Source organism: Dyella sp. 01L423 (genome assembly GCF_056399945.1).
In genome coordinates this window covers 197,430-211,883 of sequence record NZ_JBFTSI010000006.1, presented here as the reverse complement: position 1 = coordinate 211,883, position 14,454 = coordinate 197,430, and the positions used below count along the sequence as shown (strand labels likewise).

Here is a 14,454-nt window from a genome sequence, read left to right as displayed (position 1 = left end):
CGGCGTTTCGGCCCAAACCCCGCCTCAAACGCCACGCAATTCGCGCAAGCGGAACCCCGCCGCAAACAGCGTCACCACATAGGCGCCGCCACCCGCCGCCACCAGCACGGCCAGGTGCCACGCACGGGTCCACTTGCCGGCCTCGGTCCAATCCGGCCACACCCACATGCCGACCAACAGCACGACCACCATCACCGCGCAGGCCAGCACCAGGCGCACCATGTGACGAGCCCAGCCGGGCTGGCGCTGATACACGCCGGCCTGACGCAGCCAATGCCACAGCAATCCCAAGTTGATATAGCTCGCCAGCGCGCTCGCCATGCCCAGCGCCATGTGCAGGCCAGGCACCGCGGCAATGCCGTCCAGCCAGGGCAACTGGCGCTGCGTCGGCGTGGCCCACAGCACGTAAAGCATCGCCACGAAAATCACATTGAGCACCATGTTCGCCACCAGCGAAGCCACGCCAGCGCGCACTGGCGTGCGCGTGTCCTGGCGCGCATAGAACGCCGGCAATGCCACCTTCACCAAGGCGAACGCAGGGAGGCCAAAGCTGAGCGCCGTAATCGACAGCGTCGCCATGCGCGTGTCGAAGGGCGTGAACTGGCCATGCTGGAACAAGGTGGCCACCAGCGGCTTGGCCAGCAGCATCAGCGCAAACATCGCCGGCACGGCAATCAGCAACGTGATGCGCAGGCCCCAGTCCAGCGCCTTGGAGAAACCGTCCTTGTCGGTGGTCACGTGGTGGCGCGACAGCGACGGCAGGATCACCGTACCAAGCGCCACGCCAAACAGGCCCAACGGCAACTCGAGGAAGCGGTCGGCCTGCGACAGCCAGCTCTGCGAACCCGTCATCAGGTAGGCCGCGATCACCGTATCCAGCAACAGATTGATCTGCGCGATCGACGAGCCGAACAGCGTGGGCACCATCAGCGTGAGAATGCGGCGCACATCCGGATGGCTCCAGCCCCAGCGCGGCAGCGTCAGCAGATCCAGCCCGCGCAGCGACGGCAGCTGGAACAGCAACTGCAGCAGGCCCGCGACCATGATTGCCCAGCCCATCGCCATGATCGGCGGATGCACGAACTTCGACAGCCACAGCGCGCCGCCGATCATGCACAGGTTGAGAATCACGGGCGTCAGCGCCGGCAATGCGAACTTGTGGAAACTGTTGAGCGCGCCGCCACAGAGCGCCGTCAGCGAGACGAACAGCAGGAACGGAAACGTCAGGCGCAGCAGCTGCGCCGTCAACGCGAATTTCTCCGGCGTATCGGCCGCGCCCTGCGAAAACAGCGCAGCGACCTGGGGCGCGAAAATCACGCCCAACGCCGTGATCACCAGCAGCACCCCGCCCAGCGTGCCCGACACGCGTGACATCAGCTGCTTCAGATCGTCATGGCTCCGCTTCTCCTTCACTTCCGTGAAGACCGGCACGAAGGCCGTCGAGAACGAGCCCTCCGCAAACAGGCGGCGCATGAAGTTGGGGATGCGGAACGCCACCCAGAACGCATCGGTGGCCGCATTGGCGCCAAAGGTGGCGTTGATCGACATGTCCCGGACCAGCCCGAGTACGCGCGAAATCATGGTCATGCTGCTGAATGACAGCAGCCCGCGGAACATGCTGGGAGACTTCATGCCTTGAGGCCGTACCTATGCTGGTGAGACGTACTGCGCGCCGGAGCCCCTCTGCCCCGGCGGCGAAAGGCGCGTAGTTTGACAGCCCGGAATGGAAAGATGACAGCGCAGACGTGGCATAATCAGGGCCGTCCGTTCCCCTAGGCCACCATCTTGGTGGCATGGCGCTCCTTGGAGCGCCTTGAAAAACGGCTAAGCTGTTGACGCAACGGCTCATTAGCCGCATACTTGCCGTCTTTTTCCAACCCAGCAATTCATTTCGGAGTTCTACCTTGGCCAACATCAAGTCCGCGAAGAAGCGCGCGCGCCAGTCCGAGCAGCGCCGCCTGCGCAACGTCAGCGCCCGTTCCATGGTGCGCACCGCCCTCAAGAAGGTCGTCAAGGCCATCGAGGCCAAGGACAAGGCTGCCGCCGTTGAAGCCTTTGCCGCTGCCCAGCCGGTCATGGACCGCTACGCTGCCCGCGGCCTGATCCACAAGAACAAGGCTGCTCGCCATAAGAGCCGCCTCAACGCAAAGATCCACGAGCTGGCGTAAGCCAGCTTCGTGAACTGCATCTTGGGTTGGCGAGAAAGCCGGCGGAAGCCGGCTTTTTTGTGTGCCTGATGGAAAGTTAGCCGGCGCAAGCCGGCTTTTTGGTTATCGGACGCCTAGGGGCCGCCTGGCAACCCTCTTGCGGGAGCGCACCCTGTGCGCGACAAGCCTACGGAGAGGTACACCCACGCATGGCGGTCGCGCACAAGGTGCGCTCCTACAAGGGAGCGCGCAGGCCTGTGGATGGCGGATCAAAATGGCTGGACAGCTATTTGTGGGAGCGCACCCTGTGCGCGACAAACCTACGTAGCGGTACACCTCAGCGTGGCTGTCGCGCACAGGGTGCGCTCCCACAGACAAGCCGGCACGGCAGGCGGATGGAGCGATGCCTAAAGCCGATGCGCAGCGAGGCTTTGCTTTAAGCCCTCTTCGCCGTGGCGCGTTGCGGTGTAGCCCAATCGCATGTCGGGCGATCGCCACGCTTCCGAACCCCTCGAGCGACAGACGATCGTATTCAACACGACGCTACGAGCCCTTGCTCTTTTAGGCCATTCTCTTTGGGTCACTTTTCTCTTACTCCGGGCATCCTGCCCTCCGCCCTTCGGGCCGGCTTCGCCGTTCGCATGCGCTCCTGCGCATGCGTGGGCCAGCAAGAGAAAAGTGACTCGAGCGGCGGCAGCCGTTCGAAACGCCCGCCGCGTAGGCGGCCAGATCGCGGAGACGCGACAATCGCGGCGCAAAGTCACTGGATGACCAGCCATTCGGCTGTTGAAAAGCGCCTCCTGCCTTCGCAGGAATGACGAGCAAGACCGGGACGAAGAGCCAGAGACGCTCCCGCGAGCACAAAAAAACGGCCCGAAGGCCGCTTTTTTTCTGAAAGAAGATGGCGACAAACGCCCCCTCACTCCCCCCGCAACCTCACATCCCCCGGAGCCATATCGTCGCGCTCCACCCGCGCCATATGCTCGGCCTCAAGGAAACGCCACACCTGCTGGCACACCGGCATGGTGTTCTCGCGCGAAATGGCCGACACCAGGAACGACGGCTCCTTCCATTCCAGCCGCGCCACCACGTCCGCCGCAACCGCCTGACGCTCATCCTCAGGCAGCACGTCAGCCTTGTTCATCACCAGCCAGCGCGGCCGCTCCAGCAACTCGGGATCAAACTTCTCCAGCTCCTGCTCGATCGCGCGCACCTGCTCCACCGGATCGGAACCGTCGATCGGCGCGATATCCACCACGTGCAGCAGCAGTCGCGTGCGCGACACATGACGCAGGAACTGGATGCCCAGGCCCGCGCCATCTGCCGCACCTTCGATCAGGCCCGGAATATCGGCAATCACGAAACTCTGATCCGTACCGAGACTGACCACACCAAGGTTTGGATGCAGCGTGGTGAACGGGTAATCGGCCACGCGCGGCGTGGCCGCGGAAACGGCGCGGATGAAAGTGGACTTGCCCGCATTGGGAAAACCCAGCAGGCCGACGTCCGCCAACAGCTTCAGCTCCAGCTTCAGCTCGCGCAGATCACCGGGCGTACCCGGCGTGGACTTGCGCGGCGCACGGTTCACCGAGCTCTTGAAATGGATATTGCCCAGGCCGCCCTTGCCACCCTGCGCCACCAGCAGACGCTGGCCGTTCACGGTGAGGTCGCCAATGGTCTCGTCGGTATCGACGTTGATCACCACGGTGCCCACCGGCACGCGGATATAGGTGTCTTCCCCGCCCTTACCGTACATCTGGCTGCCCATGCCGTTCTGGCCGCGCTCGGCCTTGAACGAGCGCTGGTGACGGAAGTCGATCAGGGTGTTGAGGCCCTCGTCGGCCACCAGCCACACCGAGCCGCCGCTGCCGCCATCGCCGCCATCGGGGCCGCCGAAGGGAATGAATTTTTCGCGACGGAAGCTGATGCACCCGTTGCCGCCGTCGCCGGCTTTGACATTGATGATGGCTTCGTCGACGAATTTCATGGGGTGCCTGGGGAATAGCGAATAAGGGGATAGAGAGTAGTAAAAGCCGGGTTCTCGGGACCGTGATGAATAGCGAAACGGCCCGGCCGATTCCCTACTCCCTATTCCCTATGCCCTGCTCTCAAAAAACAAAAGCCCCGCCGAAGCGGGGCCTTCGCTGCAACGTCGAAGGAGAATTAACCCTTGATGACGTTGACGAAACGGCGATTGTTCTCGCCGCGCACCTTGAATTCGACGGTGCCGTCGACCAGCGCAAACAACGTGTGGTCGCGCCCCAGGCCCACGCCGGTACCGGCATGGAACTTGGTGCCGCGCTGACGCACGATGATGTTGCCGGCTTCAATAGCCTGGCCGCCGTAGATCTTCACGCCGAGATACTTCGGGTTCGAATCGCGACCGTTGCGGCTGGAACCTACGCCTTTTTTATGTGCCATGACTCAATGCTCCAGTTGCTCAGGCGTTGATGCCCGTGATCTCGACTTCGGTGAAATGCTGACGATGTCCCTGCTGCTTCTTGTGGTGCTTGCGGCGGCGGAACTTGATGATGCGGATCTTGTCGGCACGGCCGTGCTTGCGCACGGTGGCGCTGACGGTGGCACCGGCCACGATGGGCGCACCGACGGTGATCGACTCACCGGCGCCGACCAGGAGGACCTGATCGAAAGTGAAGGCGGCGCCTTCTTCGGCGTTCAGCAACTCCACGCGCAGGACATCGCCCTGCTGAACGCGGTACTGCTTGCCGCCGGTCTTGATGACTGCATAGCTCATGGGATTATCCCTTCTGTCGTTATTCTCTTGGGTTCACCGGACCCATCAGGCACCGGTGAACTCGGGAGTATAACGAAGCCCTGGCGGCCTGGTCAATTACTGACCAGTCGATCCGCCGGTCGTGGCAGCTGGCTTGGTGTCGGTCTTGGCCGGTGCAGGCTTGGCCTCGGCCTTGGCCGCCGTCTTGGCGGCAGGCTTGGCCGGCGCCTTGGCTGGCGTAGTCTTCTTCGGGGCAGGCTTGGTGGTCTTCTTGGCCGGCGCCTTGGAGTGTGAAGCGGATTTCGGCGCCTGCTTGGACTCGGCCTTGTCGCCGCCCTCGGCTGCCTGCCTGGGCTTGATCTTTTCGCCGTTCTCGGCCGCCTGGATCGCCGCCGCGCCCTCCAGGGCCGTACCCGTGATCGGCGTGGTAGATACCTTGCCCGGGCAGCGGCCGGAACCGTCCAGCGTGCCCATCTGCTTGAGTTCGTTGACCATCTGGTCGCTGCGCTCATGGCTCCACTGCTGGCCGGCCTGGTTGGCCTCGGCCATGGTGGTGGGCATCTCGTTGATGACCTTCTGGCCCAGCGGCGAGCGGTAGAACTTCAGCAGCCCCGACATCTCGTCGGCAGTGAAGTGCTTCTGGTAGACGGGCACCAGCCGGCCGATGAACAGCTGGGTCTGGTTGGCGTCCATATAGTTCTGCCAGAACTCGGGCTGCACGCACGGCATGGACTGCTGCAGCGTGGTCACCGCCTGGGTGTTCATCTGCAGCAGCATCTTGCCGACTCCGACGACTTCCATCAGCTGCCGAACCTGATCTTCTGTGGCCGGTGCCGACGACGCCATTGCCTGTCCCATGCCCATTGCAAGCGCCATGGCAACACCCCATCTCTTCAGCTTGCCCATCCGCACTCTCTGTTCGTATGTCGGCCAGAAACTGGCCAAAGATTCCATTAAGCCATACTCGGCCGAATCTTCTCTTAAGAGTTTGTTGGGTGGCATTCGTCAGTAATAAGCGTACTGACAAGTTTGGTATAGTACAGTTTTCCCTCCCCCAAACGACTCCGGGCGATATGGATACGATCCGCATTCGCGGCGCGCGCACGCACAATCTCAAAAACATCGACCTCGATCTGCCGCGTGACAAGCTGATCGTCATCACCGGCCTATCCGGTTCGGGCAAGTCATCGCTGGCTTTCGACACCATTTATGCCGAGGGCCAGCGCCGCTACGTCGAATCGCTGTCGGCCTACGCCCGGCAATTTCTGTCGATGATGGAAAAACCGGACGTCGACCACATCGAGGGTCTGTCGCCGGCCATTTCCATCGAGCAGAAATCGACCTCGCACAATCCGCGCTCCACCGTGGGCACGATCACCGAGGTCTACGACTATCTGCGTCTGCTGTATGCCCGCGTAGGTACGCCGCGTTGCCCGGACCATGGCATTCCGCTCGAGGCGCAAACCGTCAGCCAGATGGTGGACAGCACGCTGGCGCTCGATCCCGAAAAGCGCTTCATGCTGCTCGCGCCGGTGATCCGCGAGCGCAAGGGCGAGCACGTGCAGGTGTTTGATCAGCTGCGCGCGCAGGGCTTCGTGCGCGCACGCGTCGACGGCGCCGTCTACGACCTCGACGCCGTGCCGCCGCTGACGCTGCGCCAGAAGCACACCATCGAAGTGGTGATCGATCGCTTCCGTCCGCGCGACGACATCAAGCAGCGCCTGGCCGAATCGTTTGAAACCGCGCTGCGACTTGGCGACGGCATCGCCATCGTGGTCGACATGGACGATGCGAAGGCGCCCGAGCAGTTGCTCTCCTCGCGCTACTCCTGCCCGGTGTGCGATTACTCGCTGCCCGAGCTTGAGCCGCGCCTGTTCTCGTTCAATTCGCCGGTGGGCGCCTGCCCGACCTGCGACGGCCTGGGCGTAACCCAGGTGTTCGATCCCGCCCGTGTCGTAGCGCATCCGGAGCTGTCGCTTGCCGGTGGCGCCGTGCGCGGCTGGGATCGCCGCAACGCCCATTATTTCCAGTTGATCCTGTCGCTGGCCGCGCATTACGGCTTTGACGTGGACACGCCGTGGCGCAAGCTGTCGGCGGACGTCCAGAAGGCCATCCTGTACGGCAGCGGCAAGGACAAGATCGCCTTCAAGTACATCACCGAGCGCGGTGGCCGGGTGACGCGCGAGCACGCGTTCGAGGGCATCATCCCGAACATGGATCGCCGCTACAAGGAAACCGAATCGCCAGCGGTGCGCGAGGAACTGGCCAAGTACATCAGCGACCGTCCCTGCCCCGACTGCGAAGGCCAGCGCCTGAATCGTTCGGCGCGCAACGTGTTCGTCGCCGACCACGCACTGCCCTCGCTCACCTCCCGCTCGATCGACGACACGCTGGCGTTCTTCGAGAAGCTGACGCTCACCGGCTGGCGCGGCGAGATCGCGGTGAAGATCGTGAAGGAGATTCGCGAGCGCCTCACCTTCCTCAACGACGTGGGTCTCAACTACCTCACGCTCGATCGCCAGGCCGATTCGCTGTCGGGTGGCGAGGCGCAGCGGATTCGTCTCGCCTCGCAGATCGGCGCCGGCCTGGTCGGCGTGATGTACGTGCTCGACGAGCCGTCCATCGGCCTGCACCAGCGCGACAACGAACGCCTGCTCGGCACGCTGACGCGCCTGCGTGATCTGGGCAATACGGTAATTGTGGTCGAGCATGACGAAGATGCCATCCGCATGGCCGATCATGTGCTCGATATCGGCCCCGGCGCCGGCGTGCACGGCGGCGAGATCGTGGCGCAAGGATCGTTCAAGGACATGCTTGCCTCGCCGCGTTCCATCACCGGCCAGTTCCTGTCCGGCAAGCGTGGCATTCGCGTGCCCGAGGAACGCCGCCAGCAGCTGGACGCCGATTCGTGGCTGCACCTCAAGGGCGCCAGCGGCAACAATCTGAAGAACGTCGACCTGGCCATTCCGGCGGGCCTGTTTACCTGCGTCACCGGCGTATCCGGTTCGGGCAAATCGACCCTGATCAACGACACCTTGTTCCGCCTCGCCGCCAGCGAACTGAACGGTTCGAGCGAGCAGGCTGCGCCGTACAAATCCGTCGAAGGACTGGAACTGTTCGACAAGGTGGTAGACATCGACCAGTCGCCGATCGGTCGCACGCCGCGTTCGAACCCGGCCACGTATACCGGCCTGTTCACGCCGCTGCGCGAGCTGTTTGCGCAGGTGCCCGAAGCGCGTGCGCGCGGCTATACGCCGGGCCGCTTCAGCTTCAACGTGCGCGGTGGCCGCTGCGAGGCCTGCGAAGGCGACGGCATGATCAAGGTGGAGATGCACTTCCTGCCGGACGTGTATGTTCCCTGCGACGTCTGCCATGGCAAGCGCTACAACCGTGAAACGCTGGAAGTGCATTACAAGGGCCACACGATTGCCGACGTGCTCGACATGACGGTGGAAGATGCATTCAAGCTGTTCGAAAACGTGCCGACCATCGCACGCAAACTCGAAACGCTGCGCGCCGTGGGCCTGGATTACATCAAGCTCGGCCAGAGCGCGACCACGCTCTCGGGTGGCGAAGCGCAGCGCGTGAAGCTGTCCAAGGAATTGTCCAAGCGAGATACGGGTCGCACGCTGTACATCCTCGACGAGCCGACCACCGGTCTGCACTTCCACGATATCGAGCAGCTGCTCGACGTGCTGCACAAGCTGGTGGACCAGGGCAACACCGTGGTGGTGATCGAGCATAATCTCGATGTGATCAAGACCGCCGACTGGCTGGTCGATCTGGGCCCGGAAGGCGGTGCCGGCGGTGGTCGCATCCTGGTCACCGGCACGCCGGAAACCGTGGCTGCCATGGCGGGCTCGCATACCGGACATTTCCTTGCCCCGCACCTGGACATGAAGCCCGCCAAGGCGGCCAAGGCCCAGAGCACGAGCAAGAGCAAACCTGCACTACGGAAGAAGACTGCATGAGTTCCACCCAACCCGTGCCTGAGCAGCGCACGCGCAAGGCCGAGACGCAGGAAAGCGCCTCGGCCGTGACGGATGCCCAGGCCACCGAGACGACGAACACCCCGCTGTTCGTCGCCCCGATCGGTGTTCGCTGGCGTGATCTTGACGCGTTCAATCACGTCAACAACGCCAACTACCTCACCTACCTCGAAGAAGCGCGTCTGCAGTGGCTGCAGCACGTGCCGGGCTGGTTCAACGAGCACTCGATGCCGGTGCTGGCAGCCAGCGAAGTGAACTATCGCCGCCCCATCGAATGGCCCGCGCAGTTGAACGTGCAGCTGTTCTGCGAACGGCTCGGCAACAGCTCGATCACGCTGGCGCACCGCATCGTCGACGCCAACGACGACGCCCTCTATAGCGACGGCAAGGTCGTGCTGGTATGGATGGATCCCACCACCGGCAAGCCGGTGCCGTTGCCGCCATCGATCCGCGACGCGGCGCAAGCCGGCGCTTGATCGACCCAGCCGGCATTCGGGGTTAAGCCCACCGGCACCACGGATGCCGCAGCTTCATGCGGCATCCGTACTATCAGCGGCGACCACCCGAATGGAGTTCGACCGTGATCCCAGTTCCGCTTCGCACCCTCGCCCTTGCCATCCTCGCCAGCACCAGCGCAGGCGCCCTCGCCGCGCCAGCCACGACCTCACTGACGCTCTATCGCAGCGATGACAATGCGCTGTACAGCGCGGGCGACAATGGCTCCGTGCCGTCCGGCCATGCCGTGGCGCGCGAAACGCGCCAGCTCGAGCTCAAGGCCGGCACGCAGGACCTCAGTCTCGACGGGCTGCCGCAATACGTCGATCCGGAAGCGATTGCGCTGAACATCGACGGCGACGGCGCCAAGGTGCTGTCGCAACGTCTGCGCCTGGGCCAGGGCCAGTACGCCGCGCTGGGCAGCCTCATTGGGCAGCCAGTCGATGTGTCCGGGACGAATGGCGAAGTATTGGCCAGCGGCACACTGCTGCGCGCCGACGCCAGCGGCCTGATGGTGCGCGATACCTCCAGCGCGAACGAACGCGTTGCACTGATCCACGAATACGGCGCGGTCAAGGCGCGCGGCGTCTTCCAGGTGGGCTCGGGCCTGCAACTGCGCGTGGACGCCAGCCGCGCCGGCAAGGCCAACGCCACGCTGAGCTATTCCACCGCAGGCCTGGGCTGGCGCGCTGCCTACGTTGGCACGCTGGCGCCGGGCGAAGGCTGCAAGATGCAGTTCGAATCACGCGCCAGTATCGCCAACCGCAGCGGTCGCGACTGGAACAACGTGCAGCTGATGCTGGTGGCCGGCGAACCCCAACTGGCGCAGTCTTCGGGACCGCGGCCGATGATGTTCAACGCGCGGGCCAAGACCGCCGATGCCGCGCTGCCCGAGCAATCCACGCTTGCCGACTATCGCACGTACAGCCTGCCTGGCACGGTCGACCTGCCCGATGGCAGCGTGAGCCAGGTGCCGATGTACGACACGCGGACCATCGCCTGCGAACGCACCTCGCTGTATGAAACGGGAGCCGTCTGGTCGCCGCCACAGCCCATGATCGGGCAGGACGCCTTCACCAACGGCGGTACTGAGGGCATTTCCAGCACGCTGCAATTCCGGGCGTTCGACAGCCTCCCTGCAGGCAACCTGCGCGTGCTTTCGATGGACCGCAACGGCACGCCGCAACTGATCGGCAGCGGTCGCGTCAACGACACCCCGAAGGGCAGCGACGCGCATATCACGCTGGGCATGGCGTTCGATCTGCGCGCCAGTCGCGAGCGCACCGCCTTTACCGTGGACAAGAACGGCCACCGCCTGGACGAGGCCTTCCGCATCACCTTCACCAATGCAGGCGATGCTCCGCGCGTAATCACCGTGCGCGAACATCCCCAGCGCTGGCGCCAGTGGACGCTCGCCTCCTCCAGCATCAAACCGAGCGCGCAGACGACGGACACGCTGGAATTCAAGGTGACGGTGCCGGCCAACGGCAAGGCGACGCTCGATTACGCGGTGCGCTACCAGTGGACGGCGGACGACCATCCGCAAGGATAAGGAGTGAGTGGAGAGGAGTGAGCAGCGAGAGAAAGCAGCGGGGTGCCGTCTTTGCTAATCTCGTCCCTCACTCCTGCCAACTCAGCCGGCCACTGCCATGCTCAACCTGATCACGCACGACGCCATCGTCGAAATCAACCTGGCGCGGCCGCCAGTGAACGCGCTCAATGTCGACTTGCTACGCGCGCTTCGCGATGCGGTGGACAACGCGGTAGCCGGCGGTGCGCGCGGTATCGTCCTGTCCGGCCAGCCCGGCATGTACTCGGCTGGCGTGGATGTGCCTTCGCTGCTCGGTCGCGATCGCGATGGCGTGCGTGATTTCTGGCGCGAGTTTTTCCAGACGACGTCGACCCTGGCGATGTCGCCGATTCCCATCGTGGCGGCCATCACCGGCCACAGTCCGGCCGGTGGTGCCGTGCTCTCGCTGTTCTGCGACTACCGCGTGATGGCCGAAGGCCCGTTCAAGATCGGCCTCAACGAAGTGCAGGTAGGCCTGGTGGTGCCGGAAAGCATCCAGATGGCGCTGCGCCGCATCGTCGGTGCCTATCGCGCCGAACGCCTGATGGTGGCGGGCGCCATGATCGAAGCCAGCGAGGCGCTGGCGGTCGGTCTGGTGGACGAACTCACCAACGTCGAACAGGTGGTGACGCGCTCTCTGGTCTGGATGCAGGGCATGCTCGCCCTGCCCTCCAACGCCATGCTGAAGACGCGTGCGATTGCGCGTGCCGACCTTACCGCCGTGTGGGCGCGTCCGGAGGAATTGCCGATCGATGGATTCCTCGACGCGTATTTCCATCCGGAAACGCAGGCGGTGTTGGAAAAGCTGGTTGCGCGGCTGAAGAAGAAGGACTGACCTTGTAGGAGCGCACCCTGTGCACGAACGGCGCCGTGCGGCGCCGGGTCGCGCACAGGGTGCGCTCCCACAAAAACCGACGCTCAGCCCGGCTCTGCGCCCTTGGCCACGGGCCGGTTCGCATCGCTCACCCAGCCGCTCCACGAGGGCGCGTAAAGACGCGAACCGGTGAGTCCTGCATGCTCCATGGCGAGCAGGTTGTGGCAGGCGGTGACGCCCGAGCCGCACATATGCACCACGTCGCCAGGTGCATGCGCGCCGAGCAATGCCTGGAATTCATGGCGTAGTACATCGGCCGGCTTGAAGCGGCCATCCTCGCGCAGATTTTCCGAGAAAGGCCGATTCAACGCGCCGGGCACGTGGCCACCGACCGGGTCGATGGGTTCGACCTCGCCGCGATAACGCGGAGCGGCACGCGCATCGAGCAAGACGCGCCGCGCATCGTTACGCAGCGCGGCGTGATCAACGATGTATTGCTCGGCATCGAAATAGAGGCTGGTCGGTCGCGGCTCGCGGGCCACATCACCCGCTTCGACCGGCAGGCCTGCGGCCACCCAGGCTTGAAATCCGCCATCGAGTACAGCGACGTCGCGGATGCCGGCCAGGCGCAACAGCCACCACAGGCGAGCGGCAGCGAGCGAACCGTTGGCGGCGTCGTAGGACACGATCTGCATGCCCTCCTGCCATCCCCAGCGCGACAGGGATTCGGAGAATGCAGCTTCCAGCGGCAACGGGTGTCGCCCCAGACCCAGCGGCTTGCGCGAGAGATCGGACAGGTCGCTGTCGAGACTGGCGTAAACCGCGCCCGGGATGTGCCCTTCGCGATAGTCACGCTCACCCTTGCCGACATCACGCTGGCCGCTGCCGGGCGCCATCAGGTCGAAACGGCAATCGACGATCAGCACATCGGCCGGCGCGAGCGCCGCCAGTTCTTTTACGTCGATCAAAGTGGTCTTGAGCGTCATGCGCGTCCCATCCTCTGCAGGAGGTTGAACACCATGGCGGCGGTGGCACCCCAGATGCGGTGGCCGCCATGCACGAATTCCACCATGTCGCGGCGATGACCGCGGAAATCCATGGTGTAGCGCTTGAGATTGCGCGGTTCAAGAAAGAACGCCAGCGGCACTTCGAATACTTCGGCCACTTCCGCGGGTGCGGGATACAGACGCGCTTCGCCATCGATGCGCGCGACCACCGGCGTGACGCTGTAACCGCTGATGGTTTCGAAGCGATCGAGAAAACCCAGCGGCGTCACCAGCCGGCTTTCGAGGCCAATCTCTTCTTCGCTTTCGCGCAAGGCCGTGGCGATCGCATCGGCATCGCCGGGGTCGGTGCGACCACCGGGAAATGCCACCTGCCCTGCGTGATCCTGCAGGTGGTCGGTACGCACCGTCAGCACCAATCGCGGCTGCACGCCCTCGCGTACGCCCACCAGCACGGCGGCGGGCCGACGCGGCGCATCGCCGATCAACTGGACCATGTCCGAATGATTCCAACCCCGCCCCGATGGCGGTGACGACAAGGGCAAGACTGCATGACTCAGGTCGGTCAGCAGCTCACCCATCAGGGCCGTTTCCGGGGAGGCAGCACGTCGCGCATGTAGCGCAGTCGTTCCTGGTCATCCATGGCCCGCCATCCGGCGATTTCCGTGCCCGTGCGCAGGCAGCCGATGCAATAGCCGCGTTCGTCCAGCCGGCAGATGCCGATGCAAGGACTGAGGGGATTGCCGGATGGACCAGGGGTGCCGTCTGCCGCTGTCATGCTGCGAGGAACTATCAGCGCGGCACGGAGCGTGCCAGCGAAGCGCCCATTCTATCGCAAGGGGCTCAAGCCGTCATTCGAACGCTGCCATGGGCGGCAGCGTTCGGGCGGAAATCATTGCTTGATCTCGAGCAGCTCGATTTCGAACACCAGCGCTTCGTTCGGGCCGATGCGCGGCGGATCGCCCTTGATGCCATAGGCCATGGCAGGCGGCACGGTGACCTTCCACAGGTCGCCGACGTGCATGCGCTGGATCACTTCCTGCCAGCCCGGGATCACCTTGTTGTTCACCACGAAGCTCACCGGCGAACCATGCGCCCATGAGCTGTCGAACTCGGTGCCGTCGATCAGCATGGCGCGGAAATTGACGGTGACCACGGAGCCTTCCGGCACCTGCTTGGTGCCGGTGCCCTGCTTCACCACTTCGTACTGGATGCCCGATGGCAGCTGGATCACGCCCGGCTTGCTGCGGTTGCGCTCCATGTAATCGGCGCTCTTGCGTGCATTGGTTTCCGCCACGCGCTTGAATTGCGCCAGCGCCTGGCTATGCATCTGTTCGTCGAGTTCGCGCAGCTGGTCGTGCATGTCGCGCATCGACACGGTGGGATGCTTTTTGGCGTAGGCATCCTGGATCGCGCGCAGCAGCGTGGGGATATCCACGTCCGGATCGCCGTTGGCGAACTGGCTGCCGATCTGGAAACCGATGGCGTAGGACAGCTTGGTCTTGTCCAGCTTGACCTGCGACTGATCCTGCGGGGCGCTACTGACCTGAGCATGCGCCAGACCACCCCATAACAGGATGCCCAGAGCTAGCCAACGCAGTTGTGCCATGCCTTCCTCCATTGCGGCTGCAACCTGGCCATCGTAAGCGGTCCGGGCGAATCGTGCAGCGGCGCCGGTCCATCCGGCGTCTGTGCCTTCGA

14 protein-coding genes are annotated in these 14,454 nt (G+C 64.1%); 5 read left to right on the top strand and 9 right to left on the bottom strand.

Annotated features, from left to right (window positions below; genetic code table 11):
• Positions 1 to 24: 24 nt before the first annotated feature.
• Positions 25 to 1,617, bottom strand: a complete 1,593-nt coding sequence (gene murJ / locus AC1DMY_RS17285; protein ID WP_477166131.1) for a murein biosynthesis integral membrane protein MurJ — start codon at positions 1,615 to 1,617, stop codon at positions 25 to 27.
• Positions 1,618 to 1,904: 287 nt separating this feature from the next.
• Between murJ and rpsT the strand changes: the two genes are divergently transcribed.
• The gene (gene rpsT, locus AC1DMY_RS17280) at positions 1,905 to 2,168 is read left to right on the top strand and encodes a 30S ribosomal protein S20 (protein WP_008213299.1); all 264 of its coding nucleotides are present in this window, start codon (positions 1,905 to 1,907) and stop codon (positions 2,166 to 2,168) included.
• Positions 2,169 to 3,066: 898 nt separating this feature from the next.
• Here the strand turns inward: rpsT and cgtA are convergent.
• The 4 genes from cgtA to AC1DMY_RS17260 all read right to left on the bottom strand — a co-directional run bounded on the left by cgtA (position 3,067) and on the right by AC1DMY_RS17260 (position 5,682).
• Entirely contained in the window at positions 3,067 to 4,134 is a 1,068-nt protein-coding gene (cgtA, locus tag AC1DMY_RS17275; protein ID WP_477166101.1) for an Obg family GTPase CgtA, read from the bottom strand.
• Between the two features lie 176 nt (positions 4,135 to 4,310).
• On the bottom strand, positions 4,311 to 4,568 hold the full coding sequence (rpmA, locus tag AC1DMY_RS17270; protein ID WP_477166100.1) for a 50S ribosomal protein L27: 258 nt from the start codon (positions 4,566 to 4,568) through the stop codon (positions 4,311 to 4,313).
• 19 nt (positions 4,569 to 4,587) lie between these two features.
• Positions 4,588 to 4,902 (bottom strand): 50S ribosomal protein L21, encoded by a 315-nt coding sequence (rplU, locus tag AC1DMY_RS17265; RefSeq protein WP_038616498.1) that lies wholly within the window; start codon positions 4,900 to 4,902, stop codon positions 4,588 to 4,590.
• A gap of 96 nt (positions 4,903 to 4,998) precedes the next feature.
• Positions 4,999 to 5,682, bottom strand: coding sequence for a DUF2059 domain-containing protein (locus tag AC1DMY_RS17260; RefSeq protein ID WP_477166099.1), 684 nt, complete (start codon positions 5,680 to 5,682; stop codon positions 4,999 to 5,001).
• A 272-nt stretch (positions 5,683 to 5,954) separates the two neighbouring features.
• On the opposite strand from AC1DMY_RS17260, the gene uvrA reads away from it, so the two are divergent.
• The 4 genes from uvrA to AC1DMY_RS17240 all read left to right on the top strand — a co-directional run bounded on the left by uvrA (position 5,955) and on the right by AC1DMY_RS17240 (position 11,770).
• Positions 5,955 to 8,852: an excinuclease ABC subunit UvrA gene (gene uvrA, locus AC1DMY_RS17255; RefSeq protein WP_477166098.1), complete on the top strand. Its 2,898-nt coding sequence runs from the start codon at positions 5,955 to 5,957 to the stop codon at positions 8,850 to 8,852.
• A complete protein-coding gene (locus AC1DMY_RS17250; RefSeq protein ID WP_477166097.1) occupies positions 8,849 to 9,346 on the top strand; it encodes an acyl-CoA thioesterase in 498 nt (165 codons plus the stop codon). The genes uvrA and AC1DMY_RS17250 overlap by 4 nt, the downstream gene beginning before the upstream one ends.
• A 104-nt stretch (positions 9,347 to 9,450) precedes the next feature.
• Complete coding sequence (locus tag AC1DMY_RS17245) at positions 9,451 to 10,917, top strand: DUF4139 domain-containing protein (RefSeq protein ID WP_477166096.1); 1,467 nt, start codon at positions 9,451 to 9,453, stop codon at positions 10,915 to 10,917.
• 97 nt (positions 10,918 to 11,014) lie between these two features.
• Complete coding sequence (locus AC1DMY_RS17240; RefSeq protein ID WP_477166095.1) at positions 11,015 to 11,770, top strand: enoyl-CoA hydratase/isomerase family protein; 756 nt, start codon at positions 11,015 to 11,017, stop codon at positions 11,768 to 11,770.
• Positions 11,771 to 11,853: 83 nt separating this feature from the next.
• Here the strand turns inward: AC1DMY_RS17240 and AC1DMY_RS17235 are convergent, their stop codons facing one another.
• The 4 genes from AC1DMY_RS17235 to AC1DMY_RS17220 form a co-directional block, all read right to left on the bottom strand.
• Positions 11,854 to 12,735: a sulfurtransferase gene (locus AC1DMY_RS17235; protein ID WP_477166094.1), complete on the bottom strand. Its 882-nt coding sequence runs from the start codon at positions 12,733 to 12,735 to the stop codon at positions 11,854 to 11,856.
• Entirely contained in the window at positions 12,732 to 13,334 is a 603-nt protein-coding gene (locus tag AC1DMY_RS17230; protein ID WP_477166093.1) for a CoA pyrophosphatase, read from the bottom strand. Before AC1DMY_RS17230 ends, AC1DMY_RS17235 begins: the two co-directional genes overlap by 4 nt.
• Complete coding sequence (locus AC1DMY_RS17225) at positions 13,334 to 13,531, bottom strand: DUF1289 domain-containing protein (RefSeq protein ID WP_477166092.1); 198 nt, start codon at positions 13,529 to 13,531, stop codon at positions 13,334 to 13,336. The genes AC1DMY_RS17230 and AC1DMY_RS17225 overlap by 1 nt, the downstream gene beginning before the upstream one ends.
• A 114-nt stretch (positions 13,532 to 13,645) precedes the next feature.
• Positions 13,646 to 14,362 (bottom strand): FKBP-type peptidyl-prolyl cis-trans isomerase, encoded by a 717-nt coding sequence (locus AC1DMY_RS17220; protein WP_477166091.1) that lies wholly within the window; start codon positions 14,360 to 14,362, stop codon positions 13,646 to 13,648.
• Positions 14,363 to 14,454: the final 92 nt, after the last annotated feature.

What these genes read in the sequence shown, in the direction of transcription:
- AC1DMY_RS17240 (WP_477166095.1), top strand. Translation starts at nt 11,015, where the DNA reads ATGCTCAACCTGATCACGCACGACGCCATCGTCGAAATCAACCTGGCG.
- cgtA (WP_477166101.1), bottom strand. Translation starts at nt 4,134, where the DNA reads ATGAAATTCGTCGACGAAGCCATCATCAATGTCAAAGCCGGCGACGGC.
- AC1DMY_RS17225 (WP_477166092.1), bottom strand. Translation starts at nt 13,531, where the DNA reads ATGACAGCGGCAGACGGCACCCCTGGTCCATCCGGCAATCCCCTCAGT.
- murJ (WP_477166131.1), bottom strand. Translation starts at nt 1,617, where the DNA reads ATGTTCCGCGGGCTGCTGTCATTCAGCAGCATGACCATGATTTCGCGC.
- rpmA (WP_477166100.1), bottom strand. Translation starts at nt 4,568, where the DNA reads ATGGCACATAAAAAAGGCGTAGGTTCCAGCCGCAACGGTCGCGATTCG.
- AC1DMY_RS17235 (WP_477166094.1), bottom strand. Translation starts at nt 12,735, where the DNA reads ATGACGCTCAAGACCACTTTGATCGACGTAAAAGAACTGGCGGCGCTC.
- AC1DMY_RS17220 (WP_477166091.1), bottom strand. Translation starts at nt 14,362, where the DNA reads ATGGCACAACTGCGTTGGCTAGCTCTGGGCATCCTGTTATGGGGTGGT.
- AC1DMY_RS17260 (WP_477166099.1), bottom strand. Translation starts at nt 5,682, where the DNA reads ATGGAAGTCGTCGGAGTCGGCAAGATGCTGCTGCAGATGAACACCCAG.
- rplU (WP_038616498.1), bottom strand. Translation starts at nt 4,902, where the DNA reads ATGAGCTATGCAGTCATCAAGACCGGCGGCAAGCAGTACCGCGTTCAG.
- AC1DMY_RS17250 (WP_477166097.1), top strand. Translation starts at nt 8,849, where the DNA reads ATGAGTTCCACCCAACCCGTGCCTGAGCAGCGCACGCGCAAGGCCGAG.
- AC1DMY_RS17230 (WP_477166093.1), bottom strand. Translation starts at nt 13,334, where the DNA reads ATGGGTGAGCTGCTGACCGACCTGAGTCATGCAGTCTTGCCCTTGTCG.
- uvrA (WP_477166098.1), top strand. Translation starts at nt 5,955, where the DNA reads ATGGATACGATCCGCATTCGCGGCGCGCGCACGCACAATCTCAAAAAC.